Source organism: Paenibacillus massiliensis 2301065 = DSM 16942, assembly GCF_000377505.1.
Taxonomy (GTDB): Bacteria; Bacillota; Bacilli; order Paenibacillales; family Paenibacillaceae; genus Paenibacillus; species Paenibacillus massiliensis.
The window spans coordinates 293,836-320,298 of sequence record NZ_KB898191.1 but is presented as its reverse complement, the minus strand read 5'-3'; the positions used below and the strand labels follow the sequence as shown (position 1 = coordinate 320,298).

Sequence of the window (26,463 nt, the reverse complement as noted above, 5' to 3'; positions counted from 1 at the left end):
ATTCAAGCCTAAATACGGTGGATGCCTCTTTTGGTTTATTGGAGATTAGTATTCATTGAAGTAGGACTGAATTTGGGCAGGGTCATTCGTCTTGGTCAAGGCAAGCATCAATAGAATACGAGCCTTCTGTGGATTCAGAGAATCTGCTGTCACAAAGTTTTTAGCTAGATCTGCGCTGCGTCCAGACACGGTACCGCTTCCTACCCGACTGGAGCGTGCGATGATGACACCCTTCTTGCCCGCATCTGTTGCACCTTCAGAGGAGGCGCTGGACATCGAGCCATTCCCACTGCCAGCTACAACAATTCCTTTGGCCCCTGCTGCCACAGCGGCATCATACAAATATCGGCCGTTGTTTTGATATTCATACAAAATATCTACCTGTGGAAGCTCCGTCAGGTTCGAAATATCGAATTCAGTCTGGCTTGTATGCTTGCGAGTGGATTCATTGTAGAAGTGGATCTTCTCTCCCACAATCGCACCCAGATAGCCCTGCTCGTTGGAACGGAAGGTATCCACAGCTGTTGTATTTGTCTTGCTGATGTAGCGTGCAGCGCCAATCCGATCATTTAGCATGATCATTACGCCTTTGTCTTTGGCCTCAGGGGAGCTTGCCAGTCTGACTGCATTATATAGGTTGAATGGACCATCTGCACTAATTGCGGTTGCAGGACGCATCGCGCCTACGACAACGACAGGCTTGTCACTTTTGACGACCAGATTTAGAAAATAGGCAGTCTCCTCTAGCGTGTCTGTACCATGTGTAATGACGATACCGTCCACATCATCTGATTGCAGCAGTTCATTAATACGTTTGCCCATGTGCAGCAAAATGTCATTGTTAATGTTCGGACTACCCACGTTAGCAATCTGTTCTCCGCTGACATTCGCAAGCTTCTTCATCTCCGGTACAGCTTGTATAAGCGTCTGGATTCCGATCGCCCCCGCCTGATAGCCTGTAGTATCGGTATTGGAGGCTGCTGAGCCAGCAATGGTTCCTCCCGTAGCGAGAATGACTATATTAGGCAGAGAGGCACGTACCTCGGCCTCCTTGACCTGAGTCACGGCCTCGTTGGCCGCGGCTTCGCTAATCCATGATCCATTTACAGGTAGTAGCGAGCTTCCCAACAGAGCCGCAGTCAATAATGGAGCATATAATACATTTTTCAACTTCATCACGATTTCCCCCTAGTCAATGATGTTCATGAAAGCTTCTTCAGCTCGTATGAAATAAGTGATTGAGATGAATATGTAAAACTTCTCCTCCTTTTGTTATATTAAATGACGCTTTGAAAACTTAATTGCGATTATAAGAGCTTTAGAAATAAAAGGTCAATACAATTGTTAAGTTTTATGACGTTTTGTGTTATATAAAATATCAGACTATTAAATTTTAAAGCACATCATCTTAAAAAGGTCATATGGCGTAGATTAGTGTCTGACCTGTAGCAAGCTTAGTCTGATTACAAACTTCATTCGGCCTGCCAATCTAAGTGTGCATTGGATTGAATCCATAAAAATCAAGTAAATAAAGATGAAAATATGCGTGATTTGTAAATGATAAAAGGGTAAGTGAAAAAGCGAGGGAAATGGTGGTAATGTTAAAAAAATACATTTACACAAAATGAATATAACTCATTACCAGCATAATTCTATGACATAATAGCCATAATCCTTGGAATTTAAGGGATATTTCTTGATGGTGTGGAGAATGAAACAGATAAGAATAAAAATGTATATGTAGAATAGTGCAAATAAAAAAGAGTATCGGAATACAATATAAATGATAAAAAAACACCTGTTCATTTTATTTTATCGGAGCAATAAAACATTTGAATACGCATGAAGGGACTATTATTGTTCACATAACCGACAAAATCCAGTATAGTAATAAGTGATTCGAATATTGACACGATGCGTTAATAATTTTCCATTACCTTTGTGATTTGTTGAATTTTGAAAATGTTTTCATTGCAAGTCCCTTCAATCTGTTGTGAACAAAGGAGAGATGTACCTATGACTGCGACCAAAGGTCTGGAAGGTATCGTTGCAACGACCTCTTCCATAAGCTCAATCGTAGACGGTGTTCTGACGTACCGCGGATATGATATCGATGACTTGGCCGTGAATGCTGCTTTCGAAGAAGTTGCTTTTCTGCTGTGGTTCGGTAAGCTGCCAGATGCAGGCGAGCTAGAGCAGCTACGTGCTGAGCTTAGCTCTTATGCAGCCATTCCGGATGAGCTGATTGCCCAAATGAAGCTGTATCCCAAAGAAGCGGGTACTATGGCGGCATTGCGCTCTGCCGTATCTGCTCTTGCTTTGTATGACAATGAAGCGGATGACATGTCACGGGAAGCTAATGAACGGAAGGCTATCAAGCTGCAGGCTCAGCTTCCGACCATCGTAGCGACAATTGCCCGTCTGCGCCAAGGACTTGACCCTGTACAGCCAAAAGAAGGCGTTTCCATTGCTGAGAACTTCCTTTATATGCTGTCAGGCAAAGAGCCGGATGCGATCGCCATCAAAGCCTTTAACCAAGCGCTGGTGCTCCACGCTGACCATGAGCTGAATGCCTCTACCTTTGCTGCCCGAGTCACAGTGGCTACGCTGTCGGATATTTACTCTGGCATCACGTCTGCTATTGGTGCGCTCAAGGGGCCACTGCATGGTGGTGCGAACGAGGCCGTGGCGAAAATGCTTGATGAGATTGGCTCATTGGAGCGGGTAGAATCCTATATTACCGAGAAGCTGAATAATCGTGACAAGATTATGGGCTTCGGGCACCGTGTATACAAGAATGGTGATCCTCGTGCCAAGCATCTTCAGAAGATGTCTCGTGAGCTGGGCGAATTGAACGGAAATACGACGCAATATGATATGTCCGTGCAGATTGAGGACATGATTACATCCCGTAAAGGTCTGAAGCCGAATGTGGACTTCTATTCAGCTTCTGTATACACCCAGCTTGGCATTGAGCGTGAGCTGTTCACCCCGATCTTTGCTGTGAGCCGTGTATCTGGCTGGACTGCACATATTCTGGAGCAATTCGAGGATAATCGTCTGATTCGCCCGCGTGCTGAATATACAGGACCAACGAATCAAAAATATGTAACACCAGACCAACGCTAAAGCTCCAAAAACGATGGACTATGCTTGGTTGGGCTTTGATGGCTCGAATTGTGATAGAATAGTGGAGATGGTAGCGATGTGCTGTCTATGAATAGAATCACATCGCTGACCATTCCATGCAAGAGCAGCATTGCTACAAATCTGACTAACACTAACCATTCAAGGAGGAACTAGAACTTATGTTGAAATTGGAAAAGTTTGATCTCCCTACCGAAGGCGATAAAATCACGATTGATAATGGCAAGCTGCAGGTACCAAATAACCCGGTCATTCCTTTCATTGAAGGTGACGGCACAGGCCGTGATATCTGGAAGGCTTCCAAGCGGGTGCTGGATGCTGCTGTTGAGAAGGCTTATAGCGGCTCCAAGAAGATTGCGTGGTACGAAGTATTCGCAGGTGAGAAAGCATTTAATACATACGGGGAGTGGCTTCCGAACGATACGCTGGAAGCGATTCGTGAATATATCGTAGCCATTAAAGGACCTCTGACAACTCCAATTGGCGGCGGAATCCGTTCATTGAACGTGGCGCTGCGTCAGGAGCTGGACCTGTATGTGTGCCTGCGTCCTGTACGTTACTTTGACGGGGTACCTTCTCCGGTGAAACGTCCTGAGCTGGTAGACATGGTCATCTTCCGTGAGAATACTGAAGATATCTATGCAGGTATCGAGTATAAGGAAGGCTCCGAGGAAGTGAAGAAGGTCATCGAATTCCTGCAAAAGGAAATGAACGTGAACAAGATTCGCTTCCCTGAGACTTCTGGAATCGGCATCAAACCGGTATCCGCTGAGGGCTCCAAGCGTCTGGTTCGAGCTGCAGTCGAGTACGCGATCGAGCATAACCGCAAGTCTGTGACATTGGTGCATAAAGGCAACATCATGAAATTCACTGAGGGTGCCTTCAAAAACTGGGGCTACGAGGTCGCTGAGCAGGAATTCGGAGATCGTGTATTCACTTGGGCACAATACGATATCATCAAAGAAAAAGACGGTGAGGAAGCAGCTAATGCAGCTCAAAAAGCCGCTGAAGAAGCTGGCAAAATCATCGTGAAAGATGCAATCGCGGATATCGCGTTGCAACAAGTTCTGACTCGTCCTGGTGAGTTCGATGTGATTGCGACATTGAATCTGAACGGGGACTACCTGTCTGATGCTCTGGCTGCACAAGTAGGAGGTATCGGAATCGCTCCAGGCGCTAATATTAACTATGTAACAGGACATGCGATCTTCGAAGCAACGCATGGTACAGCGCCGAAATATGCTGATAAAGATGTCGTGAATCCAGGCTCCGTCATTCTGTCTGGCGTCATGCTGCTTGAGCATCTGGGCTGGCAGGAAGCTGCTAACCTGATCTACAAGGGCATGGAGACATCCATTAACAATAAAACAGTTACCTACGACTTTGCTCGTCTGATGGAAGGCGCTACCCAAGTGAAATGCTCTGAGTTTGCTGACCAAATCATTAGCAACATGTAGGAGGACTTCTATCGTGACTATTCAACGTAAAAAGATCACCGTGGTTGGAGCCGGCTTCACCGGAGCGACGACTGCCCTGATGCTTGCGCAAAAAGAGCTTGGTGATGTGGTGCTGCTGGATATTCCGCAGTTGGAGAATCCCACCAAGGGCAAGGCGTTGGATATGCTCGAGGCCAGTCCGGTACAAGGCTTTGATAGCAACATTATTGGCACCTCTAATTATGAAGATGCTGCTGATTCGGATATCGTAATTATCACGGCAGGCGTAGCTCGCAAGCCCGGCATGAGTAGAGATGATCTGGTAAATACCAATGCCGGAATTGTCAAAGCTGTCTGCGAGAATGTGAAGAAATATTGCCCGAACTCCATTGTCATCCTGTTGAGCAATCCAGTGGATGCCATGACTTATGCAGCGTTCAAGACGCTTGGATTTCCTAAAAATCGAGTCATCGGTCAATCTGGCGTGCTGGATACCGCAAGGTACTGCACCTTCATTGCACAGGAGCTGAACGTATCTGTTGAAGATGTACGAGGCTTCGTGCTTGGTGGGCATGGAGATGATATGGTACCGCTGGTCCGTTACTCCAGTGTGGGTGGTATTCCGATCGACACGTTGATCCCTGCTGAGCGCATTGATGCGATCGTGCAGCGTGCTCGTGTTGGCGGCGGTGAGATTGTGAATCTCCTTGGCAATGGTAGTGCCTACTACGCACCAGCGGCTTCGTTGGTGCAGATGGCTGAGGCCATTCTCAAGGATAAGAAGCGAATCCTACCGGTCATTGCATACCTCGAAGGCGAATACGGATATCAGGATCTATTCATGGGTGTGCCCGTCATTCTTGGCGGTGACGGCATCGAGAACATCTTCGAGCTTGAGCTGACGGCTGACGAGAAGGCTGCGCTTGACCGATCAGCGGAATCGGTTCGTGGTGTCATTGAGATCGTTACAGTGTAGAAAAGGGTATTATGAGAGTATACCTGCACATGAGAATGTGTCGGGTATGCTCTTTTCTTTTGAAATAGGCGTTGGTATAATTATTTTGATTGCAACTTTTGAGAGAATCATAGAATGTCAATGAATTTTATTACATGAAATGGAGGCCTATACAAATGGTTGTGTACTTGCTGCACATGATCGGCACACTGGCCGTAGGGTTCTATCTCCTTCTGCCGCTAGTAGTGAAGTCGATGAAGAAATTGTCTGCACCTGCACAGGAAGGAAGTATGTCTGTCATCAGCATCTTGAACCGACTTGCCCAGTTCGCGCTAATCGTTCAATTGCTGACAGGTGGCTACATGCTAACGGGTGGCGGTGATCGTTACTCTTTAGCCTGGATGGTAGTTGTCATTCTGCTGCTCCTGATTATGGGAGGATTCAGCGGTATGATGGGCAAGCCCTTGCGTCTCGCGATGGAGGGTGTACGCAGTGGAGCGGATATCTCCGCGTCCCTACGTAAGATTAGTACATTCAGTATCGGAATGGCCGCGGCGCTCTTGGTCATGATATTCTTCATGGTGAATTCTTCAATTATTTAAGGAATTTGCAGACAGTCTGAGCTGGAGAGGTCTTTACAGGATTCATAATTCTGTGGAGGCCTTTTTCGTATGTTTTGGTCGTTTAATCTTGTACCAAGAGGGTAAAAACATAATGAAAACGAGAGTAGACAGCATCCTTTAAAGACATCCTAATGAATCAGGACCCCAAAAGAATGAATCGAAGGAGTGAGATGATATGTCAACTCAGACGCAAGATCAGAAGCAGACCATGCCCCCACAGCATCAAAATGAACAGCCAGGTATTGAATCCAAAATGAACCCCCAGCCGGAATTCGAGAGAGCTTCCTACAAGGCAGCTGGCAAGCTTACAGGCAAAGTAGCTATTATTACTGGGGGGGACAGCGGGATTGGACGTGCCGTGGCCGTCACCTATGCCAAGGAAGGGGCTGACGTTGCTATAGTCTATCTCAGTGAGCATGGAGACGCAGAGGAGACGAAAAGGCAAGTGGAGCAGGAAGGACGTCGATGTGTCTTGATTGCTGGTGATATTGGAGATGAGAGCTTCTGTCAGCAGATCGTAAAGGAGACGATCGAGCAGCTGGGCAAGGTTGATATTCTCGTGAACAATGCAGCCGAGCAGCATCCTCAGCAGCGAATAGAGGATATTACGGCTGAACAACTGGAGAAGACCTTCCGAACTAACATATTCAGCATGTTCTATTTGACGAAGGCGGCGATGCCATTACTGAAAAAAGGCAGCACCATCATCAACACGACCTCTGTAACAGCATACCGGGGCAATCCTTCACTTATCGACTATTCTGCAACTAAGGGGGCCATTACCTCCTTTACTCGTTCCTTGTCCATGAATCTTGCAGATAAGGGAATTCGGGTGAATGCCGTGGCACCTGGACCGATCTGGACGCCGCTCATTCCATCTACCTTTGATGCCAAGACGGTCGGCGAATTCGGAGGCACCCAGCCGATGAAGCGGCCAGGGCAGCCAGAAGAGCTGGCTCCAGCTTATGTATATCTAGCCTGTGATGATTCCTCCTATGTGAGTGGCCAGGTCATGCATATTAATGGCGGCGAGGTTATTAATGGTTAAGGAAATCTATGACGCTTACAGGGTAAGCGGATAGCTCAAGATTCGAAGGACTCTCACTTATCTTAACAAGTGACGGAGTCCTTCTTTTGCATGCCAGCATTAATATGCTTGGAATCCAAAAGTCTTTTACCCATGGACTGATTGTGTAAGTAGTGGGATATGAGGTTTTACATAAACTTAACAAAACTTCTGTAGCTCTTGTGGACAAAATCATTTAGAATACGAAAAGCAACGTCTAATACGAGGGAGAGACTATGAAGATTATGAGACCATTTCGTTTTCAACTTACCGCGATTATGCTGGCCTTAACGGGTATATCTGTACTGGCTGCAGGTATTGTGATGGGACATATCTTCAAAGATTCACATATTCATTCACTTGAGGAAAATATGGCCCGGGAAATAAATTTGCTGCGTAGCACCTTTCCTTTCGAATATGCATCCTCAGATACCAGTGAAGATACCAGCAAGTACTATACAAGCAAGGCCGAGGAGTTATCAGGGCTCATTCATTCCCGGATTACTTTCATCGCCAAGGATGGAACTGTCATTGGAGATTCAGAGACTAATGTGAGGCAAATGGATAACCATGCTCTCCGAGATGAGATTCGCCAGGCCAAGGAGACGGGGATTGGCAGCTCCATTCGATATAGTGAGACGCTGGGTGAAAATATGCTGTATGTTGCTGAGCCTGTCATTACGGCAGATGGTTTTGATGGTTACATTCGTCTATCCATGAGCCTAGCCTCGGTGGAGGACGGTATGCGGCGCGCATGGACCTTTGTCATTATTGCCCTCGTTGTACTGTTCCTGGTCGTATCTCTAATCAGCTATCGTGTGGCCAAGGGATTGACTTCGCCGCTTGAGCATATTACCCGCGTCGCGAATCGAATCTCTCATCTTGATTATGATGCACGGGTGGAGCTGTCACGTAAGGATGAAGTTGGGCAGCTTGCGGATGCCATTAACGGCATGGCAGACAGTCTGCAAAAGCAAATGGAGACTATTCGCGATAATGAAGGCCTGCTGCAAGGGGTCATGACAAATATGACTGGTGGGATCTTGTTGATTGATGAACACGACAACATCGCGCTGGTGAATCGGGAGACAGAGCGGATGCTGGGTATCAGCAGCCAGCGATTGACGGGAAAGCCGTTTCAGGAGCTACGCAAGCATTATGAGCTAACCAAGCTGGTAGAGGAAGGTATCAACAGCATGGAGATGCTCCGCAGTGAGGTTAGTGTCTATCATCCGAAAGAAAGGCTACTGCTTATGGATGGTGTACCTATGGCTGGCAACGATGGTGTCGAGCGAGGGATGCTGTTTCTGCTGCAGGATGTCACTGCTATTCGCCGACTTGAGAACATGCGAAGCGAATTCGTTGCGAATGTATCGCATGAGCTGAAGACGCCTATTGCGGCGGTCAAGGGCTTCGCTGAGACGCTGCTTAGCGGTGGTGTGAAGGATGAGGAGACGGCACGCTCCTTCTTACAAATTATCTATGACGAGAGTGAGCGACTGAATCGACTGATTGGTGATATTCTTGAGCTGTCTAAAATCGAATCGAAGCGCTCACCATTGGAATGTTCACCTGTACATCTGTCTACATTTTTTGAGATGCTATCAGACACGCTAGATAAAGTAGCAGAGAAAAAGCGTATTTCCCTTCATTTGGATGTGCCAGAGGAGCTATTCATTGAGGCTGATGAGGACAAGCTGAAGCAAATTTTCCTGAATCTCCTCTCCAACAGCATTAACTACACGCTGGAGGGTGGAAGTGTTCGTCTGAAGGTGACTTCCATACCGACAGATGATGAGCCAGAGAAAGTGATTGTGGCAGTAAGCGATACGGGAATTGGAATACCGAAGAAGGATGTGCCGCGCATCTTCGAGCGCTTCTACCGTGTGGATAAAGGCCGCTCACGTAATTCCGGGGGTACAGGTCTGGGATTATCCATCGTCAAGCATTTGGTGGAGCTGCATCGCGGTACGGTCACGGTCGAAAGTGAGCTGGGAATAGGTAGTACCTTTAGTGTAGAGCTTCCTGTGATTCAGCATCAGGAATAGGTAGACAGTTGCATAATAACTTTTACACTCCGTTAACAATGCCGTGATAGAATGATGGATGTGCGAATCGTGAGCATGGGATATGGCTTGCAGACGAGGTTGCAGATGAGTTTCAACTAAATGAAGTTCATACTGTGGAATGGAGGATTTCATAATGGCACAACGCCTATTGGTTATCGAGGACGAGCCAACGCTCGCGAGATTGCTTACGTATAATTTGACACAGGAGGGCTATGAGGTAGAGGCAGTAGATCATGGTACAGCTGGCTATGAACAGGCTTCTACGGAGTCCTTCGATCTTATATTGCTGGATCTGATGCTTCCTGGAATGAATGGCTTGGATATTCTGAGTAAGCTGAGAAGCAGAGGCATTACGACCCCGATCATTATTTTGACGGCCAAAAATGGTGAAGCTGAGGTCGTTCAGGGACTGAAGTCGGGAGCAGATGATTACATTACGAAGCCGTTTGGGGTATCCGAGCTGCTGGCCAGAGTGGACGCAGTGCTGCGCCGTACCTCAGGTGATGAGGTCTTGACAAGTGAGCAGACTGAGGAGTCCCGCATCGCGCTGGGCGAGCTGGAGATCTATCCTGAGAAGTATGAGGTCATTCTCGGTGGACAGCAGATTCATTTGAGACCGAAGGAATTCGAGGTCTTGCTGTATTTGTCCAAGAAGCCCGGAGTTGTGCTAACGAGAGATGATCTGATGAATGCCGTATGGGGCTTCGACTATATTGGAGGTCAACGGACGGTAGACGTTCACGTAAGCTCTTTGCGCAAGAAGCTGGAGCTGGACCCTGAGTCCGTTCATATTGATTCCATTCGTGGAGTTGGATACAAGCTGGTAGTGAATAAGAAGAGAGCATCCCAATCTTTTGTATAAGGGATGTTCTTTTTTTCTTTTTCCAAGGATATCCACCATGCTTTTACATGGTTATAACAGGAAATCGAAATCCATCTAACAATGCGTGTTTACAATAGTCCCATAGACCTATATGTGAATGGAATTACATGGGAGGTTGCTAGGGAATGCCAATAGTGCTGAATACGCAAACGGATGTAAAGCGAAAGATGATTGGGGACTATGTGACAGGACGGCAAGTCGCCATTATTAATCCTCAAGTGACCTGTAAGGCATTGCTGGATATATTCAGACAACAGCCTGAAATGCCTTGCGTGCTGGTGGAGAATCAAGTAGGGGATATCTTGGGCATCATAATGAGAGAATCATATAATCGTCATCTGGCAGGAAGGTTCGCAGCTGCATTGTTCTACGACAAGCCTGCTGCTGAATTCGTGGATCGGACTGCTCTTATGGTAGAGACCACAGCAGCTGCGGAGGATATATTGGATCAAGCCTTACAGCGTCCAGATGCGAATTTCTATGATTGCATTATACTGCTGGGGGCTCAGCCGCCGAGCGTCTTGACGCTCAGGGATGTCATGCAGGTAGCGCAATTGCTGCAGCAGGAAGCAGACGGGAGTCGGAAGCAGACAGTGCAGCGGAGCTACCATCAGGTGCAGCATATCCAAGGAAATGTAGAGCAGGTATCCTCTGAGGCTAGGCAAAGCATGGAGCACAGTCAGGCGATGGAGCAGGCAGCACAGCATGGGATGAAGAAGCTAGGTGAGGTTCAGGAATGCTATAGGGAGGTTATGGAGCAGCTGGAGAAACAGCATACACAGGCCCTAAGCATGAGCAACCATCTGGAGGTTATTTCGGGGATTGCCAAGGCAGTAAAGGACCTGGCCGGACAAAGTACACTGCTTGCCATTAATGCTTCTATTGAAGCTGCCCATGCGGGAGTATATGGACGCGGATTCCAGGTTGTGTCTCAGGAGGTCAGGGGGCTTGCTGCACAGACTCAGGATTGCTCATCTCGCATCACCAAGCTGCTGGACGAGATCGGAGAACTGGTACGAGGACAGACAGATCTGACGAGCGAGGGTCTTCGTCAGGTAGCTAATGGATCGAAATTCGTAGATGAAGGAAATGAAGCCTTGGCGAGCATCATTCAGGCTGTTCAGCGAATGGAGCAGCTGAACCAGGATATGACACAGGCAGCGGAGCAAGCTCGTCTTACTGCAGGTCAGGTAGCTGATGAGCTTATGCAGATGAACAGAAGTGCTGCTGACGTGAGCAGCTCTGCTGAGGATACGGGCATACAGCAAGCTCAGCCAGTAGAGGAACAAAGAAACGTCTCGACTGATGATAATAAGGCCAAGAGAACAGCAGTGTCTGCGCAGCCCATTGGGCGAGCTGATGAACGGACTAGTAAGCGGACTAGTGGACAAGCTAGTAAAGATGCTGATGAAGTGACTAGTAAAGATACTAATAAAGATGCTAGTGAAGAAACAGTTGAAGAATCAGGTGAAAAAGTTAGTAAAGAAGTGAATGGGCTAGCTGATCTGCAGGTGGAAGAAAAAAAGGATTGTACAACAAGTGAAGATACGAACAAAAATTCCGACAAAAAGCAAAGTGAAGAACGAGAGCTTGCTCTTATTTTACACTGAGTTAACAAATCCACTGTATTTCGTTTACACAAGGCCATTATAATCTTGATGTTATCGGTATTCGAGCTGAATGAGAATGAACTGCATACTGAAGGAGAAGCTCACATATGAATGATCCTGTGATTACGATAGAGAAATTGAATTTGTATTATGAGAAATTTCATGCCTTGAAGGACATGTCTCTGGACGTCCCGGATAAGACTGTGACGGCATTCATCGGACCATCAGGCTGCGGGAAATCAACACTATTACGTACACTGAACCGTATGAATGATATGATTCCAGGTACGCGCATTGAAGGGTCGGTCAAGCTCTCCGGCAAGGAGATCTATGCCGAAGACCTTGAAGTAGAGGAACTGCGCAAGCGTGTAGGAATGGTCTTCCAACAGCCAAATCCTTTTCCCAAGTCGATCTACGACAATGTAGCCTACGGACCAAGATTACACGGAATTCGCAGCAAGGAAGTGCTGGACGGCCTGGTGGAGCAGAGTCTCAAGCAGGCAGCCCTGTGGGATGAGGTTAAAGATTTCGTGAAGCGTTCGGCGCTAAGTCTCTCTGGTGGACAGCAGCAGCGGCTATGTATTGCACGTGCGCTGGCGGTTCAACCGGATATCCTGCTGATGGATGAGGCGACCTCCGCACTGGACCCGATCTCCACATTGAAGATTGAAGAGCTGGTACAGCAGTTGAAGGACCAATACACAATTATTATGGTTACACATAATATGCATCAGGCAGCCCGGGTATCGGGTCAGACCGTATTTTTCTTGAATGGCGAGATTATTGAGGCTTCCGAGACCGAGTCACTATTCTCGAACCCGCAGGATTCACGCACGGAGGATTACGTGTCCGGCCGCTTTGGCTGAGTAATGGCAGAGAGGGAGGCACGCATAGGATGATACGCAGAAAGGATTTTGACGAAGGCTTGGAGGAGCTACGTACGCTCTTGCTTCAAATGGGTGGAAAAGTATCCGAGGCATTGGATCATGCAATTACAGCCTTGGAAAAGAACGATACTGAGCTTGCACATCAGGTTGTAAACAGTGATGTGCAGATTAATCAGATGGAGGAGCAAGTTCTCGATATGGGCTCACGCCTTATCGTGACACAGCAACCTGTGGCAAAGGATCTTCGCAGAATTATTGTCTCCTTCAAAATATCCAGTGACCTGGAGCGCATGGGCGATCTGGCCCTTGATGTGGCTAAGGTTACACTTCGATTAGATGGTAAGCAAATGCTCAAGCCGCTTGCGGAGATCCAGGAGATGGCTGAGATCGTGAAGACGATGACGAATGAAGCCATCAGCTCCTACCTGAACGAAAATACGGATCAAGCCTACAAGATGGCACAGCTGGATGATAAGGTGGATGCCTTGTACAGCCGTATGATCAGTGAGCTGTACACGTTCATCGGCGAGAACCCTTCCCAGGTATCGGAAGCTATGCTGATGCTGCTGGTCGGCAGATACATTGAGCGAATTGGTGACCACGCGACGAACATCGGTGAGAGTGCGGTATATCTCGTTACAAGCCAGCGTCCAGATTTGAATCAATAGTCTACATTAGAAAGACTCCTTGTCCAAAGGGGTCTTTTTCTCTATGCTCTTTGTGTGAGCGTTTTGAAACCTAGCAATTGAAAAAATGTGGAGCATCAAATGGGGTACATGCAAGAAGCCAAGCTAGGGGAGCTGTCATCAAATCAAATACTCTTTACCCGTTTGTGCATAGATTGGAAAGGTTTGTTCCCGTTGATTGATGATTTTGTCTATGACGAGGAATTACAAACGAGAGAAAATGCCATTGCAGTAACATCTGTAGTTGCCGGAGGTTGTGTCCAAGTCTTTCATCAATGCTTACAACCACTGCTCAAACGAAGGTTCCATCTGATTGTAGACAGATATTGGTTTGATGACATTGTATATAGAAGCTACTGGGTGGAGGAGCGCTGGGTACGAGATCTGTATGCCAGCATACCTGTACCGGATTTGGCCAAACAAGAGAATATGTTTGTGGTTGATGGTGGACAGGATCTGGGATTGAAGCATCAGATGATCCTGAATGAGGTGCATAAGCTTATTGCCTAAGGAAAGAGAAGCAATAGAATGACACCTGCTATTTGCATGGAACCCTTTTTTCAGGATACTCGCCTGATATGTTAAAATAGGATAAGCATATAATGAATGAATTCGATGAGGTGTATAGCCAATGGACAAACTCATGCTTATTGACGGCAACAGTATTATATACAGAGCTTTTTTTGCAATCCCTGCGTTATCGAATTCCAGTGGGCAGCAGACCAATGCGGTGTACGGATTTACGACAATGCTGCTGCGGGTGCTTGAGGAGCATAAACCTACTCATGTCCTTGTAGCCTTTGATGCAGGCAAGATAACATTCCGCCACGAGGGATATCAGGACTATAAAGGAGGGCGTGAGAAGACGCCGCCAGAGTTATCACAGCAATTTCCACTATTGAAAGAATTACTGGATGGTCTCGGTATTGCTCAATTCGAGCTGGAGGGCTATGAGGCAGATGATATTATCGGGACGCTCAGCAAGCAGGCTGATGAAGCAGGTCATGCGGTAATTGTCGTGTCTGGCGACAAGGATATGCTTCAGCTGGCTTCGGATCAGGTGAAGATTGGCCTGACACGTAAAGGCGTTACCGAGATTGAGACCTATGGTCCAGCCGAGATTCAGGAGCGCTACGGTCTGACCCCTGCGCAGATCATTGATCTGAAGGGTCTCATGGGCGATGCATCTGACAATATTCCAGGCATTCCTGGTGTAGGCGAAAAGACCGCTCTGAAGCTGCTGCACGAGTATGGTAGCGTCGAAGAGGTGCTGTCACATACCAGTGAGTTAAAAGGGAAAATGAAGGAACGCATCGAGACTCATGCGGAGGATGCGAGACTTAGCAAGCAACTGGCTACGATCTATCGTGAGGTGCCCTTGGATAAGGGCTGGGATGGTATCGTATACAGCGGACTTAAGCAAGACACTGCAGGTCCTGCATTAGCCAAGCTGGAATTCAAATCTCTCCTGGAGCGCCTCCAGCTTTCTGGAGCGATCGTTAGTAGTGGCGTTGGGACTACACAGGCAGAAGCTGATGTAGATGTGGTTATTTTACAAACTGACACGGTAAAGGAATTGGAGACGGCGCTCGCGCAAGGTGATGGTGGCGTCCTGCATGTGGAGTCCTACGGGGATAACCCACACCAGGCCAAGCTGATCGGCGTAGTAATCGGAGTACATGGACGACAGTATTATCTGTCGGATGAGCTATTGCAATCAGATGCGGCGCTAGGAGTGCGTGAGTGGCTGGCGGATGCCGCCAAGCCGAAGCAGGGCTATGATCTGCATCGGGCTGATCTGGTGCTGCATTGGTACGGTATTCCGTTCGCGGGTGCTAAATTTGACGTGCAGCTGGCAGGCTATCTGCTGGACCCGACGGATGCGAATCAGACCTTGAGTGGACTGGCAGCCAAGCATAACCTGCCGTCGATTCGACCGGATGAAGATGTATGGGGTAAGGGTGCAAAATACAAGATTCCATCAGAGGACATTCTCGCTGATCATTTGGCTCGCAAGGCTGCCGTTGTGGGAGAACTTGTCCCTGCTCAGGAGGAGCAGCTTGAGCAGAATGGTATGAAGCAGCTCTTCCACGATATGGAAATGCCGCTGTCTCGTATTCTGGCAGATATGGAGAAGCAGGGAATCGCGGTCAACATGGATGAGTTGAAGCAACTAGGTCATGAATTCGAGACCCAGATTGAAGCATTGGTGCAGGATATTTACCGGAATGCTGGCGTTGAGTTCAACCTGAATTCACCTAGGCAGCTAGGTGAGGTCCTATTCGACAAGCTCGGCCTTCCGGTCGTCAAGAAGACGAAGACGGGCTATTCCACGGATGCCGAAGTACTGGAGAAGCTGGCCCCATACAATGATGTCGTACAAAATATTCTGAAATACCGTCAATTGGCTAAGCTTCAATCGACCTATGTAGAGGGACTGCTGAAGGAAATTTCCGAGAAGACGGGCAAGGTGCATACCTTCTATCGGCAGACGATTGCGGCTACAGGACGCTTAAGTAGTCAATTCCCGAATTTGCAAAATATTCCGATTCGTATGGAGGAGGGCCGTAAGCTGCGCAAGGTATTCGTACCTTCAGAGCCCGGTTGGTCGATTCTAGCCGCGGACTATTCGCAGATTGAGCTGCGTGTGCTGGCTGATATCTCTGATGATGAGCGCCTAAAGGAAGCCTTTGTGAACAATATGGACATTCATACGAAGACTGCCTCGGATGTATTCGGGGTCAAGCCTGAGGATGTGGATGCGAACATGCGGAGGTCGGCCAAAGCTGTCAATTTCGGGATCGTCTATGGCATCAGCGATTACGGATTATCCCAGAATTTGAATATTACCCGTAAAGAGGCCGCGCAGTTCATTGATCAATATTTTGACGTATTCCAGGGTGTTCGCAAATACATGGATGACATTGTGCAGGATGCCAGACGGGACGGGTATGTCAAGACGCTGCTAGAACGCAGACGTTATCTCCCAGAGATCAATGCCAGCAACTTCAATCTGCGCTCGTTCGCAGAACGGACGGCGATGAACACGCCAATTCAAGGGACCGCGGCCGATATAATCAAGTTGGCCATGGTACGGATGGATCAGGTGCTGAACGATCGCAAGCTGCGTAGCCGTATGCTGCTGCAGGTACATGATGAGCTTGTATTTGAGGTTCCGCAGGATGAGCTGGAGATTATGAAGGAGCTAGTACCTGAGACGATGGAGAAGGCTTTGAGCTTGTCCGTGCCTCTCAAGGCTGATGTGAGCTATGGAGATAACTGGTATGAGGCGAAATAGCAACCAGGCTGTTTTCGAACCTGTCCGGGTTCCAGTATAATAGAGCTTGAGGTGAAGGAATTATGCCGGAATTACCGGAAGTCGAAACTGTAAAACGAACATTGAATGAACTGGTAGTAGGGAAACAAATCGAACGAGTCTCTGTACATTTGCCGCGCATTATTCAGCGGCCTTCGGACATACAGGCATTTGCCTTCGAGCTTGCCGGGCATACGATTACTGGCGTGGAGCGTCGAGGCAAATTTTTGCGGATTCTGCTGGATGGACTTGTAGTGGTATCCCATCTGCGTATGGAGGGGCGATACGGCCTATATGCTGCGGATGAGGCAGTTGAGAAGCATACGCATGTCATTTTTCATTTTAACGATGGTACAGAGCTTCGATATAAGGATGTGCGACAGTTCGGTACGATGCATCTATTCAATACCGGTGAGGATCTGATATCCGCACCACTGCATAAGCTCGGTCTGGAGCCATTGGATGAAGCGTTCACCGTGGAGGCGCTACAAGGGGCAGTCGGAAGACGCTCAACCTCCATCAAGGCAGCGCTGCTCAATCAAGCATATGTCGTTGGTATTGGGAATATTTATGTAGACGAGGCCTTGTTCAGGGCTGGGATTCACCCGTCCAAACCAGCTAATTCGTTAACTACAGAACAATTAACGTTGCTGCATAAGGCCATTGTTGGCGTACTGTCAGAATCGGTAGCTGCTGGCGGCTCTTCCGTTAAATCCTATGTGAACGGTCAGGGAGATAGCGGATCGTATCAGCATCAGCTCCAGATCTATGGCCGCAAGCAGCAGCCGTGTGTTGTCTGTCATACACCAGTGGAGAAATCCGTAGTAGCTGGTAGGGGCACGCATTATTGCCCTAAATGTCAGCCGACAGTTTAGTGGAAGTATAGGAGTGTGGAAGTGTAGAAATGATGGAAGTGCACACTGAGCCCATTTTTCTCATATAATGCCTGAGATATATAACCGAGTGCGCTATCGGGTATGTCCGGGCGCATGGCTATGGGGAGGGCTCAGGATGGGTAGTCATTGGATGTCCCTGCTGTTGCTTGCATTTGCATTAAGTCTGGATAGTTTTGGTGTCGGAGTTACATACGGCTTGCGGAAGATGAAGATTCCACTACTGTCGATTGTGATTATCTCCATCTGCTCGGGGATGGTCATCTGGGTATCCATGCAGGTTGGCGTCATTATGCAGAAGATGCTATCTCCAACATTCACGACCTTGCTCGGAGCACTGATTCTGATTGGAATTGGCTGTTGGTCCCTGGTGCAATCTCTGATGCAAAAGCATGATGATACCTCGTCTATCTCGTTGGTGGAGCAGTCAGAGGCGCATGATGTGAACGAGCGTGCAACGGTAAAAACGAATGCGAAGGATACGTTAGGGACCGCGGTGGAGCAGACCGTTTTTTCACTTGAGCTCCGCAAATTGGGGCTGGTCATACGTATTTTGCGTAGTCCCTCTGCAGCGGATATGGATGACTCCGGCAGCATCTCGCCACATGAAGCGGTATGGCTGGGGATCGCACTCTCCCTGGATGCTTTTGGCGCAGGGCTTGGGGCAGCTATGCTTGGTTTTGACCCATTGTCTACAGCACTGGCTATCGCACTCTTCAGCGGGATCTTTCTCATCGGAGGAATGAAGGCAGGCTTTCGATTAACGGCCTTTCGCTTCATGCGGACGGTAGCTTCGCTGCCGGCGCTGCTCTTAATTATCATGGGCATATTGCGTCTAATGTAGTACTATGGAGATTCGAGCGTTGAGTAGGTTGCATGATTATAAGCGAAGGTATGAATTCGTACCGTGATCCGAATAAAAGTACAGTTTGAAGATTAGAATGAGGTTGAAGGCGGGTGTAAGCATGATCATCGGATTAACCGGAGGTATTGCAACCGGAAAAAGCACGGTGTCCGCTATGCTGGTGTCCAGAGGAGCCTTGCTCGTAGATGCTGATGTCATTGCCCGGGAAGTCATGCTTCCGGGGCATCCGGTCCTTGCAGCGGTCCGGGAGCGGTTCGGGCCAGAAGTTATGAATGACGACGGAACCTTGAATCGTAAGGAGCTCGGACGAATTGTATTTGGTAATCAGGCCGAGCTGCAGGCGCTGAATAACATCACACATCCTGCCATCCGGCAGGAGATCAAGCAGCAGATGACGACATTTGAGCTGCAGCAGCCGGACAAGCTGGTCGTGGTGGATATCCCGCTTTTGTATGAATCCAAGCTGGACAACCTGTTCCAGGAGGTTATGGTGGTGTATGTACCGCGTACGCAGCAGCTCCAGCGCCTGATGGAGCGTGATGGGCTTGCGGCACCGGAGGCGGAGCAGCGTCTGGCTGCACAGATGGATATAGAAGAGAAGAAGCGCAAGGCTGATATCGTGGTCGATAATAGCAAGGATCTACAGTACACCGAGCAGCAGCTGGAGCAGTGGCTTCGCCACAAGAGGCTTTCATGAAGCTTTTTGCTAAAAAAAGAGTCCTGCTCATCTTGTTCGTGTCTTTTGTCGTCTTTGTGTTCCTGAGCTCTAACTGGATGGCGATTTTCTATCCGATCCGCTATAAGGATGAAATTCGGCAGTATGCGCAGACTTATGAGGTAGACCCATTTCTGGTGGCTTCGATTATTCGGGTTGAAACGAATTATAACACCAGCATGGAATCGCATAAGGGAGCGTTAGGACTGATGCAGATCATGCCCGATACCGCGCAATGGATCATGGAGCGGGCCAAGCTACCCAAGCAGCCATTGGATAGTGTGAAGCATGAGGCTGGATTGAATATTCAATTAGGTTCGTGGTACCTTCATAACTTGATGGAGCAATTTCCCGATCAGCCCGTTGCCATGATCGCCGCTTATAATGCAGGTCCAGGAAAAGTCGAGAGCTGGCTTAACGAAGGAATATGGGATGGTCGTGAGGAGACGATACGGCAGATTCCATACGGAGAGACAAGGCATTATGTGCAGAGGGTAACGCATTATTACCGTCAATATACGAAGATCTATGATCAGTTCTAGGGAATGGATTTCTGGAATGGTGATACGGTTTAACGGGCTTTATGAGGGCAGTATGGTTCAAGATAATGCCATGGATAAGTTAAAAAGTGCAGGAAGGCTTATCGCCTGTCCTGCACCTTGCTTGTTATGACTTATTGAAATTGACCGGCCAGTTGTTGCTCGGCGATTGTCACCAGACGCTTGGTGATGTAACCCCCGATCGAACCGTTCTCATAAGATGTCATGTTACCTTGGTAACCATCTTGAGGGATGCTAATCCCAAGCTCTTGAGCAACCTCGTATTTCAGTTGTTCCAGTGCTCCGGACGCTTGTTTAACAACCAGATTGTTAGAGTTCCCTTGTGCCATTGTTGTTCACCTCCTCGCGGTTGGTAATTGTATTATGTGTCGATATTCAAATTTTATTAGTCTAATGGATAAAGAATTTATTGGTAAAAGGAAGTGAGTGATTGTTATGAAATGCCCTTACTGCGCTTACGCAGGAACGAAGGTGCTGGATTCCAGGCCAGCCAATGATAATAAATCCATTCGCAGACGCAGAGAATGCGAGCAATGCGCCCGTAGATTCACGACATTCGAGATGGTGGAGGAAGCTCCATTAATGGTCGTGAAGAAGGACGGCAGCCGTGAGGAATTCAGCCGTGACAAAATGCTGCGTGGATTGGTTCGGGCCTGCGAGAAGCGTCCTGTATCGGTGGAGCAGCTTGAGCAGATCGTATCCAAGGTAGAGAATGCATTACGCAATACAGCTGCCACGGAGGTCGTGAGTCAGGAGATTGGTGAGCTCGTCATGGAGCACTTGTATCCAGTGGATGAAGTGGCCTATGTGCGCTTTGCGTCGGTATATCGGCAGTTCAAGGACATCAATATGTTCATGAAGGAACTGAAATCCTTACTGTCCAAGGAAGAGGCCGACGAATAAGCGTCGGCCCATAAATTTTGCGCTTGAAAAGTATTGACATTGCTGTGTGAAAATTATATGATATAGAAGTCGCCGATAATGGTGAGAAGTTGAAAAATACATACGGGGCCTTAGCTCAGCTGGGAGAGCGCATCGCTGGCAGCGATGAGGTCAGGGGTTCGATCCCCCTAGGCTCCATACTTAAAAGGCCGCTAAACACAAGGATTTCTGAGTGTTTAGCGGCCTTTTACTATGTATCTATGATTTGATTTTATGGCTGTGGTCTTATGAGTAAAGAAATGCCGTTTTTTTCGTTATTTAAGAAGTAATAATTTCGCACACGCACTAAAAAAAGTAGAGCAAAATGTTCACTCTACCTTCTAGGGTGTGTGCGTAGCCTCTTCATACAGGCCGCCCTAATAAATCGCAATCGGCCCATAAGGACCGTCTATAATTTCAATTTTCGTTTCAAAAATATCGGTTAAAAGCTCTGGGTCCATAACTTCCTTTACTGTTCCAAAAGCGGCGATTTGGCCATGTTTCATGGCACAAATTCGGTCGGAATATTTGGCGGCAAAATTGATATCATGCATAACAGTCAGAATGGTTCGTCCAAACTCATTAGCGGCATGCCTCAAATGCTCCATCATCTGGACAGAACGAGCCACATCCAGATTGTTCAAAGGCTCATCCAAAAGCACGTATTCCGTCTCTTGACACAACACCATGGCTACATAGGCTCTTTGCCTTTGACCACCAGAAAGCTCATCCAGGTATCGATTTTCGAGATCAGTCAAGTCTAAAAAATCAATATACTTGGAGATAATAGCCTCATCCTCGTTCGTTAATCTCCCCTTAGAATAAGGAAAACGTCCAAATCCAGCAAGTTGTCTAACGGTAAGTCTCGTTACAAAATGATTTTCTTGACGTAAAAGAGTTACGATTTTAGCCAGCTCGCTCGATTTGGATGTAGAAACATCCATATTGGCCACCTTGATTTGGCCTTCGTCCAGATCCAAAAGTCTTCCGATCATCAAAAGTGTAGTGGACTTACCTGCACCGTTGGGCCCAATTAAAGAAGTAAGGCCGGCTTTTGGTATTTTAATATTCAAAGGGCCGATCGCTACCTCATCCGCATATGATTTTTTGACATTAGTAATCTCTATCATAAAGAACCCTTCCTTAAAATCACTATTAAAAATGTTAATCCGCCAACCAATTCGATAATAATGGAAACAACACCTTGCGCATTAAAAATATGATTCATAATGAAGTATGCACCGGTTAAGATTACAAACCCGATAGCAAGAGCCATGGGGAACACATATCTGTGGTCGTAGGTTTGTGCTGCCTGATAACTCAAAGTGGCAACTAAAAATCCGAAGAAGGTAAGTGGCCCAACCAAAGCCGTTGAAACAGCCATCAAAATGGATATCAGAACAAGCGTATAAATCACGCTGATTTGATGCCTAGTTCCCAAGGAAGTCGATACATCCTTACCCAGCGATAATACATTTAACCTCTTGGCATTAGCAAGCAAAAGGATGGCAACAATGATGACGATGGGGATGGCAATCGGGAAATAGGCTGAGTCTGCATTGTTCACTGAAGCAAACATTCTTGCCTGTAAAATATCAAACTCGGACGGTGCAAGAAGTCTTCTCATAAATGAGGATACAGACCTTAACCCGGTTCCAATAATAATACCGACTAACAGTAGAAGCTGTAAATTGCCGTATTTTCCGGAAAGCAGCCAACCATACAGTATCAAACACATCAAGACCATTGCAGCAACTTGATATAAAAAGGAATCAACACCGCTAAAGCCTACAAATACAGCAGCACCAAAGAAAAATATAGTACTTGTATGAATGGTTGAATAAATAGCTTCAAAGCCTAATAGTGACGGAGTGATAATTCTGTTATTTGTAATTGATTGAAAAGCAACCGTTGATAAGCTTTGGCAAATAACAGCCACAAGCATGGCAACAAGGGCTACAACCCTTCTTGTAACAACAGGTATGAAAGAAGGAGAGGTTACCGGAACTGGATTGTTATACACCAGTAGTCCAAACGAAGAAATAACGCCCAAAACTATCAATGTTATCAGCAAGATCCAATAACGCTTTTCTTCTTTCTTGGTACGAAAGGCTCTGGCTGACCTTCTTTTATGAGGACGGCTAGAATCGACTTCAACATGTAATGGATTGCTACTTACGAATTGGCTCATCTCAGACTCCTTCTTGACCTCCTTTGTCGTAACAAAATAACAATAAATACGACGGCTCCCACTGTTCCAAGAATCATGGATACGGGTACTTCAAAAGGCATAATAATGATTCTAGATAGAATGTCACAGATCATGATGGTACCCATCCCTAATACGCAGACCCACGGCAAATTGCTTCGGAGATCATCACCTCTAAATAAGGAAACGATATTCGGTACAATTAACCCTAAAAAAGGCAGGTTTCCAATCACAGCTGCAACAATGCCAACAGCTAGAGAAATCAGAGCAGTGCCAAAAAGAATGATCCTGTTATAGTTTACTCCAAGACTGGTAGCGACATCTTCCCCTAGTCCAGCTAAAGTCAATCGATCAGCAAAAATAAAAATAAGTATTGTAATCAATATGATAAGCCATAAGTATTCATATCTTCCAATTTGAACAGGCGAAAAAGAGCCTACAAACCAGCTTTCGATATTTTGCGTCATTTGAAAAACAAGCCCAACGAAAGTTGAAAAGGCAGAAATGACTGCTCCAAGCATCATGCCAATAATAGGAACTACTAAAGACGAACGAAGTTTAACTTTTTTTAGAAACATGAAAAAAATCATCGTTCCTACAAAGGAAAAAATGATTGCACCTGTCATTCTTAGCACTAAAGTTGGGGCTGGAAAGACCAAATAAACAAACATAAGCCCCAGACCAGACCATTCCATGGTCCCTGTTGTTGTCGGCTCCACCAAGCGATTCTGTGTAATCAGCTGCATGACCAGTCCTGCCATGGCCATTGCGGCTCCCGTAAGCATCAATGCCAGGGTTCTTGGGACACGAGTGATGAAGAACATCTCCATTCCATCCGCTTGTCCTCTTATGTCATACACCCCAGTAAGCAGTGATATAATGCCCAAAATAATAGTCGCTGTAATGGCAATGATAAAAGGTAAGGTCCATAGTCTTTTGTGATTATGACGCTGGGGTTGAGAATTCTCAACCCCAGCTAAATTTGGTATCAAGTTTTTCAGCACTACGTTAGACTCCTTTTCACTGCTTAGCTAAAGCTTCTGAAAGGTCGTTAAAAATCTTGATAAAGGTTTCAATGGATTCATTGGTGTAAGTATCGTTTGGAGCATAGAGAATCTGCCCTTTAGTAATAGCCGTTGTGTTTTTAAGAGCAGGTGAGTTATCAATAACGTCTTGAGCAGGAACAGATGCTTCATCAGAAGAAATAGCTGCGTCACGATCCAGCACAAAAATCCAATCAGGATTGCTTTGGGCAATAGCTTCAACAGAGATATCATCCCCTTGATGATCGGAAGAAGACTTCTCAACTTCTAATGCAGGAGTCCAGTCAAAAATTTCATACAATGGTCCCCATACTCGCCCAGAGTGAGGAGCCGAGAAACCGATATCTCCACCAGAAACAACCACACTCATAATCTTATCTTCACCATTATAAGCGGCTTTAGCTGCTTCAATAGCTTTATCAAAATCAGCATTTAATTGGCTAGCTTCTTCTTGCTTATCGAAGATTTTACCTAAATCGGTTGTTGCATCTTTAAATCCATTTACCAGATTTTGTCCAGGTGTACCTGCCTCTGCAGAAACATCAAAATCGAGGTCAATAACTGCTGCATTTGGCACTAATTTTTTGATATCTTCATAATAGCTAGCAAATCTTTGACCAACAATGACAAGGTCAGGCTGTATAGAGGCGAGGAGCTCAAGATTTGGCTCGCGGTGATTTCCAATATTTTGTACCGATTCATCGGCTACATAGGGTGAATTCGCAGGCATTACATCCTTCGGCACAGCCGCTAATTTAATGCCCCAATTGGACAAAGTCTCAAAAGTTCTGTTATCCAGAGCAACGACCTTCGCAGGATTGACCGGAACAGTAACCGTTCCATGAGCGTCCGTAATTTCAACCGTTGTAGCAGCAGCAGGAGTAGCACTACCAGCGTCAGTAGCATTCGTATTAGCAGCACCAGAAGTAGCAGGTCCATTACTTGAGCATGCTGACAACAGCAAAGCAAAAGCTGCAAGTAAAATAAACATTGATTTTGAAACATTGAATTTTCTCATATATATCCCCCTAGTTTAAATAAGCTTGCACACAAGCAGAGCATTGTAATTGATAAATCAAGATCATGTTATATTCTCAGAGCGCATTTTAAAGAATGGATATGTACTATTTCTCATAGTAATGCAGAGTGACATGTCAATTACACGATAGTGATTATCAATCTCAATAACTTGTATTATATCAAGTTAGAAGTAATTTTCAACAACTTACTTCCTGTAACTAATGGCGAAATTGCGAATTAATGCCCCACTTTTTCACTTGAATTCATTCGTGAGTGCGCTCTTCTCAAGGTTTATGATATACTCGTTGGGATAAGTTTAAGATTTTTTCTTAGTTTTCATAGAGAGGTTTTGGATATGACGAAAGACAATTTTTGGCTTGAATTACCACGACCATTTTTTATATTGGCGCCCATGGAAGATGTGACGGATGTTGTGTTTCGTCATGTCGTAAGTGAGGCCGGCAGGCCGGATGTATTTTTCACGGAATTTGCGAATACGGAGAGCTACTGTCACCCAGAGGGAAACAAAAGTGTGCGCGGACGTTTGACTTATACAGCAGATGAACAGCCCATCGTGGCTCATATCTGGGGAGACAAGCCGGAATACTTTCGTGAGATGAGCATCGGTATGGCGAAAGAAGGCTTTAAAGGCATCGATATTAATATGGGTTGTCCTGTTGCTAATGTAGCTGAGAATGGGAAGGGAAGCGGTCTGATCTGTCGCCCAGCTATTGCAGCGGAGATCATCCAGGCTGCGAAAGCGGGAGGCCTGCCCGTGAGTGTAAAAACAAGGCTTGGCTTCACGGCTGTAGATGAATGGCGTGACTGGTTAACGCATATTTTGGAGCAAGACATTGTGAATCTTTCCATTCATTTGCGGACAAGAGAGGAAATGAGCAAAGTAGACGCTCATTGGGAACTCATCCCGGAGATTAAGAAGCTGCGTGATGAGGTAGCACCACATACTCTACTGACGATTAATGGGGATATTTCGGACCGTCAGATGGGCTTGAAGCTCGCTGAGCAATATGGAGTGGATGGTATTATGATCGGGCGTGGGATTTTTCAGAATCCGTTTGCCTTTGAGAAGGAGCCGAAGGACCACAGCAGTGAGGAATTACTTGGTCTGCTGCGGTTGCATTTGGATCTCTATGATCAATATTCAGCAGAGGAGCCACGTTCGTACAGCGCGCTTGCCCGCTTCTTTAAAATATATGTACGTGGATTCCGAGGGGCAAGCGAGCTTAGAAATAGCTTAATGAGCGCCAAATCAACCATTGAAGTTCGCGCATTACTCGATGATTTTGGAAGCAGGGAGCAAGATGGGGCGTAAAACTAAGCCATAATGGTAAGTCTTTAGTTCATAGAGCATCCTGCGGGGTGCTTTTTTTATCTATGTACAGAACAAGGTTTTCAGGTTCAATACCATCGTAATCTTGGATCATAAAGCGTCAACCAGGGTAATTATAGTCAATCAAGCTTATTGATAGAATATGTGCTCTTAATGAACGATCTTGCATGTCTTTCCTGTAAAATGAGTAATGATTCAGAAGGACCTT

24 protein-coding genes and 1 tRNA gene are annotated in these 26,463 nt (G+C 46.6%); 19 read left to right on the top strand and 6 right to left on the bottom strand.

Annotation, left to right across the window (positions count from 1 at the left end):
- Positions 1 to 45: 45 nt before the first annotated feature.
- Positions 46 to 1,176, bottom strand: coding sequence for a type II asparaginase (locus D328_RS0116050; protein ID WP_018886042.1), 1,131 nt, complete (start codon positions 1,174 to 1,176; stop codon positions 46 to 48).
- Positions 1,177 to 2,016: 840 nt separating this feature from the next.
- Between D328_RS0116050 and citZ the strand changes: the two genes are divergently transcribed.
- The 16 genes from citZ (at position 2,017) to D328_RS0115970 (ending at position 19,693) form a co-directional block, all read left to right on the top strand.
- Positions 2,017 to 3,129 (top strand): citrate synthase, encoded by a 1,113-nt coding sequence (gene citZ, locus D328_RS0116045; protein WP_018886041.1) that lies wholly within the window; start codon positions 2,017 to 2,019, stop codon positions 3,127 to 3,129.
- A 179-nt stretch (positions 3,130 to 3,308) separates the two neighbouring features.
- The gene (gene icd, locus D328_RS0116040; RefSeq protein WP_018886040.1) at positions 3,309 to 4,604 is read left to right on the top strand and encodes an NADP-dependent isocitrate dehydrogenase; all 1,296 of its coding nucleotides are present in this window, start codon (positions 3,309 to 3,311) and stop codon (positions 4,602 to 4,604) included.
- 13 nt (positions 4,605 to 4,617) lie between these two features.
- On the top strand, positions 4,618 to 5,559 hold the full coding sequence (gene mdh, locus D328_RS0116035) for a malate dehydrogenase (protein WP_018886039.1): 942 nt from the start codon (positions 4,618 to 4,620) through the stop codon (positions 5,557 to 5,559).
- Between the two features lie 155 nt (positions 5,560 to 5,714).
- Positions 5,715 to 6,140 carry a hypothetical protein gene (locus tag D328_RS0116030; protein WP_018886038.1) on the top strand — a complete coding sequence of 142 codons (426 nt, stop codon included), beginning with the start codon at positions 5,715 to 5,717 and terminating at the stop codon, positions 6,138 to 6,140.
- A gap of 196 nt (positions 6,141 to 6,336) precedes the next feature.
- Positions 6,337 to 7,209, top strand: coding sequence for an SDR family oxidoreductase (locus tag D328_RS0116025; protein WP_018886037.1), 873 nt, complete (start codon positions 6,337 to 6,339; stop codon positions 7,207 to 7,209).
- A gap of 263 nt (positions 7,210 to 7,472) precedes the next feature.
- Positions 7,473 to 9,275, top strand: coding sequence for a two-component system histidine kinase PnpS (pnpS, locus tag D328_RS0116020; protein ID WP_026281221.1), 1,803 nt, complete (start codon positions 7,473 to 7,475; stop codon positions 9,273 to 9,275).
- A 154-nt stretch (positions 9,276 to 9,429) separates the two neighbouring features.
- Positions 9,430 to 10,158, top strand: a complete 729-nt coding sequence (locus tag D328_RS0116015) for a response regulator transcription factor (RefSeq protein WP_018886035.1) — start codon at positions 9,430 to 9,432, stop codon at positions 10,156 to 10,158.
- Between the two features lie 146 nt (positions 10,159 to 10,304).
- On the top strand, positions 10,305 to 11,789 hold the full coding sequence (locus D328_RS29290) for a methyl-accepting chemotaxis protein (protein ID WP_018886034.1): 1,485 nt from the start codon (positions 10,305 to 10,307) through the stop codon (positions 11,787 to 11,789).
- Between the two features lie 107 nt (positions 11,790 to 11,896).
- Positions 11,897 to 12,655, top strand: coding sequence for a phosphate ABC transporter ATP-binding protein PstB (gene pstB / locus D328_RS0116005; protein ID WP_018886033.1), 759 nt, complete (start codon positions 11,897 to 11,899; stop codon positions 12,653 to 12,655).
- 29 nt (positions 12,656 to 12,684) lie between these two features.
- Positions 12,685 to 13,344 (top strand): phosphate signaling complex protein PhoU, encoded by a 660-nt coding sequence (gene phoU, locus D328_RS0116000; protein WP_018886032.1) that lies wholly within the window; start codon positions 12,685 to 12,687, stop codon positions 13,342 to 13,344.
- A gap of 99 nt (positions 13,345 to 13,443) precedes the next feature.
- Complete coding sequence (locus D328_RS0115995; protein WP_018886031.1) at positions 13,444 to 13,872, top strand: hypothetical protein; 429 nt, start codon at positions 13,444 to 13,446, stop codon at positions 13,870 to 13,872.
- 121 nt (positions 13,873 to 13,993) lie between these two features.
- Complete coding sequence (gene polA, locus D328_RS0115990; protein ID WP_018886030.1) at positions 13,994 to 16,660, top strand: DNA polymerase I; 2,667 nt, start codon at positions 13,994 to 13,996, stop codon at positions 16,658 to 16,660.
- A gap of 62 nt (positions 16,661 to 16,722) precedes the next feature.
- Positions 16,723 to 17,553 carry a DNA-formamidopyrimidine glycosylase gene (gene mutM / locus D328_RS0115985; protein WP_018886029.1) on the top strand — a complete coding sequence of 277 codons (831 nt, stop codon included), beginning with the start codon at positions 16,723 to 16,725 and terminating at the stop codon, positions 17,551 to 17,553.
- Between the two features lie 136 nt (positions 17,554 to 17,689).
- Positions 17,690 to 18,415, top strand: a complete 726-nt coding sequence (locus D328_RS0115980; RefSeq protein WP_018886028.1) for an MntP/YtaF family protein — start codon at positions 17,690 to 17,692, stop codon at positions 18,413 to 18,415.
- Between the two features lie 121 nt (positions 18,416 to 18,536).
- Entirely contained in the window at positions 18,537 to 19,133 is a 597-nt protein-coding gene (gene coaE, locus D328_RS0115975; protein WP_018886027.1) for a dephospho-CoA kinase, read from the top strand.
- On the top strand, positions 19,130 to 19,693 hold the full coding sequence (locus tag D328_RS0115970) for a lytic transglycosylase domain-containing protein (RefSeq protein ID WP_018886026.1): 564 nt from the start codon (positions 19,130 to 19,132) through the stop codon (positions 19,691 to 19,693). Before coaE ends, D328_RS0115970 begins: the two co-directional genes overlap by 4 nt.
- Positions 19,694 to 19,824: 131 nt before the next feature.
- Here the strand turns inward: D328_RS0115970 and D328_RS0115965 are convergent, their stop codons facing one another.
- The gene (locus D328_RS0115965; RefSeq protein WP_018886025.1) at positions 19,825 to 20,040 is read right to left on the bottom strand and encodes an alpha/beta-type small acid-soluble spore protein; all 216 of its coding nucleotides are present in this window, start codon (positions 20,038 to 20,040) and stop codon (positions 19,825 to 19,827) included.
- Positions 20,041 to 20,146: 106 nt separating this feature from the next.
- Here D328_RS0115965 and nrdR point away from each other — a divergent pair, with 106 nt between their 5' ends.
- The gene (gene nrdR / locus D328_RS0115960) at positions 20,147 to 20,614 is read left to right on the top strand and encodes a transcriptional regulator NrdR (protein WP_018886024.1); all 468 of its coding nucleotides are present in this window, start codon (positions 20,147 to 20,149) and stop codon (positions 20,612 to 20,614) included.
- 104 nt (positions 20,615 to 20,718) lie between these two features.
- Positions 20,719 to 20,791 (top strand) — tRNA-Ala (locus D328_RS0115955).
- Positions 20,792 to 21,009: 218 nt separating this feature from the next.
- On the opposite strand, the gene D328_RS0115950 is transcribed toward D328_RS0115955, so the two are convergent.
- Genes D328_RS0115950 through D328_RS0115935 form a run of 4 tightly spaced genes read right to left on the bottom strand, consistent with a single transcriptional unit; the run spans position 21,010 to position 24,902 of the window.
- Positions 21,010 to 21,762: an iron ABC transporter ATP-binding protein gene (locus D328_RS0115950; protein WP_018886023.1), complete on the bottom strand. Its 753-nt coding sequence runs from the start codon at positions 21,760 to 21,762 to the stop codon at positions 21,010 to 21,012.
- Positions 21,759 to 22,823 (bottom strand): iron chelate uptake ABC transporter family permease subunit, encoded by a 1,065-nt coding sequence (locus D328_RS0115945; RefSeq protein WP_018886022.1) that lies wholly within the window; start codon positions 22,821 to 22,823, stop codon positions 21,759 to 21,761. Before D328_RS0115945 ends, D328_RS0115950 begins: the two co-directional genes overlap by 4 nt.
- Entirely contained in the window at positions 22,820 to 23,833 is a 1,014-nt protein-coding gene (locus D328_RS0115940; protein WP_407667800.1) for an ABC transporter permease, read from the bottom strand. Before D328_RS0115940 ends, D328_RS0115945 begins: the two co-directional genes overlap by 4 nt.
- Before the next feature lie 28 nt (positions 23,834 to 23,861).
- Complete coding sequence (locus D328_RS0115935; RefSeq protein WP_018886020.1) at positions 23,862 to 24,902, bottom strand: siderophore ABC transporter substrate-binding protein; 1,041 nt, start codon at positions 24,900 to 24,902, stop codon at positions 23,862 to 23,864.
- 357 nt (positions 24,903 to 25,259) lie between these two features.
- Between D328_RS0115935 and D328_RS0115930 the strand changes: the two genes are divergently transcribed.
- Positions 25,260 to 26,237, top strand: coding sequence for a tRNA dihydrouridine synthase (locus D328_RS0115930; protein WP_018886019.1), 978 nt, complete (start codon positions 25,260 to 25,262; stop codon positions 26,235 to 26,237).
- The last annotated feature ends 226 nt before the right edge of the window (positions 26,238 to 26,463 follow it).

Excerpts from the sequence above, each read along its gene's own strand:
- D328_RS0116025 (WP_018886037.1), top strand. The coding sequence starts at position 6,337 with ATGTCAACTCAGACGCAAGATCAGAAGCAGACCATGCCCCCACAGCAT.
- D328_RS0115935 (WP_018886020.1), bottom strand. The coding sequence starts at position 24,902 with ATGAGAAAATTCAATGTTTCAAAATCAATGTTTATTTTACTTGCAGCT.
- D328_RS0115980 (WP_018886028.1), top strand. The coding sequence starts at position 17,690 with ATGGGTAGTCATTGGATGTCCCTGCTGTTGCTTGCATTTGCATTAAGT.
- pnpS (WP_026281221.1), top strand. The coding sequence starts at position 7,473 with ATGAGACCATTTCGTTTTCAACTTACCGCGATTATGCTGGCCTTAACG.
- D328_RS0115950 (WP_018886023.1), bottom strand. The coding sequence starts at position 21,762 with ATGATAGAGATTACTAATGTCAAAAAATCATATGCGGATGAGGTAGCG.
- D328_RS0115970 (WP_018886026.1), top strand. The coding sequence starts at position 19,130 with ATGAAGCTTTTTGCTAAAAAAAGAGTCCTGCTCATCTTGTTCGTGTCT.
- D328_RS0116050 (WP_018886042.1), bottom strand. The coding sequence starts at position 1,176 with ATGAAGTTGAAAAATGTATTATATGCTCCATTATTGACTGCGGCTCTG.
- pstB (WP_018886033.1), top strand. The coding sequence starts at position 11,897 with ATGAATGATCCTGTGATTACGATAGAGAAATTGAATTTGTATTATGAG.
- D328_RS0115995 (WP_018886031.1), top strand. The coding sequence starts at position 13,444 with ATGGGGTACATGCAAGAAGCCAAGCTAGGGGAGCTGTCATCAAATCAA.
- mutM (WP_018886029.1), top strand. The coding sequence starts at position 16,723 with ATGCCGGAATTACCGGAAGTCGAAACTGTAAAACGAACATTGAATGAA.
- D328_RS0115965 (WP_018886025.1), bottom strand. The coding sequence starts at position 20,040 with ATGGCACAAGGGAACTCTAACAATCTGGTTGTTAAACAAGCGTCCGGA.
- phoU (WP_018886032.1), top strand. The coding sequence starts at position 12,685 with ATGATACGCAGAAAGGATTTTGACGAAGGCTTGGAGGAGCTACGTACG.
- D328_RS0115945 (WP_018886022.1), bottom strand. The coding sequence starts at position 22,823 with ATGAGCCAATTCGTAAGTAGCAATCCATTACATGTTGAAGTCGATTCT.
- D328_RS29290 (WP_018886034.1), top strand. The coding sequence starts at position 10,305 with ATGCCAATAGTGCTGAATACGCAAACGGATGTAAAGCGAAAGATGATT.
- D328_RS0116015 (WP_018886035.1), top strand. The coding sequence starts at position 9,430 with ATGGCACAACGCCTATTGGTTATCGAGGACGAGCCAACGCTCGCGAGA.
- icd (WP_018886040.1), top strand. The coding sequence starts at position 3,309 with ATGTTGAAATTGGAAAAGTTTGATCTCCCTACCGAAGGCGATAAAATC.
- D328_RS0116030 (WP_018886038.1), top strand. The coding sequence starts at position 5,715 with ATGGTTGTGTACTTGCTGCACATGATCGGCACACTGGCCGTAGGGTTC.
- coaE (WP_018886027.1), top strand. The coding sequence starts at position 18,537 with ATGATCATCGGATTAACCGGAGGTATTGCAACCGGAAAAAGCACGGTG.
- polA (WP_018886030.1), top strand. The coding sequence starts at position 13,994 with ATGGACAAACTCATGCTTATTGACGGCAACAGTATTATATACAGAGCT.
- nrdR (WP_018886024.1), top strand. The coding sequence starts at position 20,147 with ATGAAATGCCCTTACTGCGCTTACGCAGGAACGAAGGTGCTGGATTCC.
- D328_RS0115930 (WP_018886019.1), top strand. The coding sequence starts at position 25,260 with ATGACGAAAGACAATTTTTGGCTTGAATTACCACGACCATTTTTTATA.
- citZ (WP_018886041.1), top strand. The coding sequence starts at position 2,017 with ATGACTGCGACCAAAGGTCTGGAAGGTATCGTTGCAACGACCTCTTCC.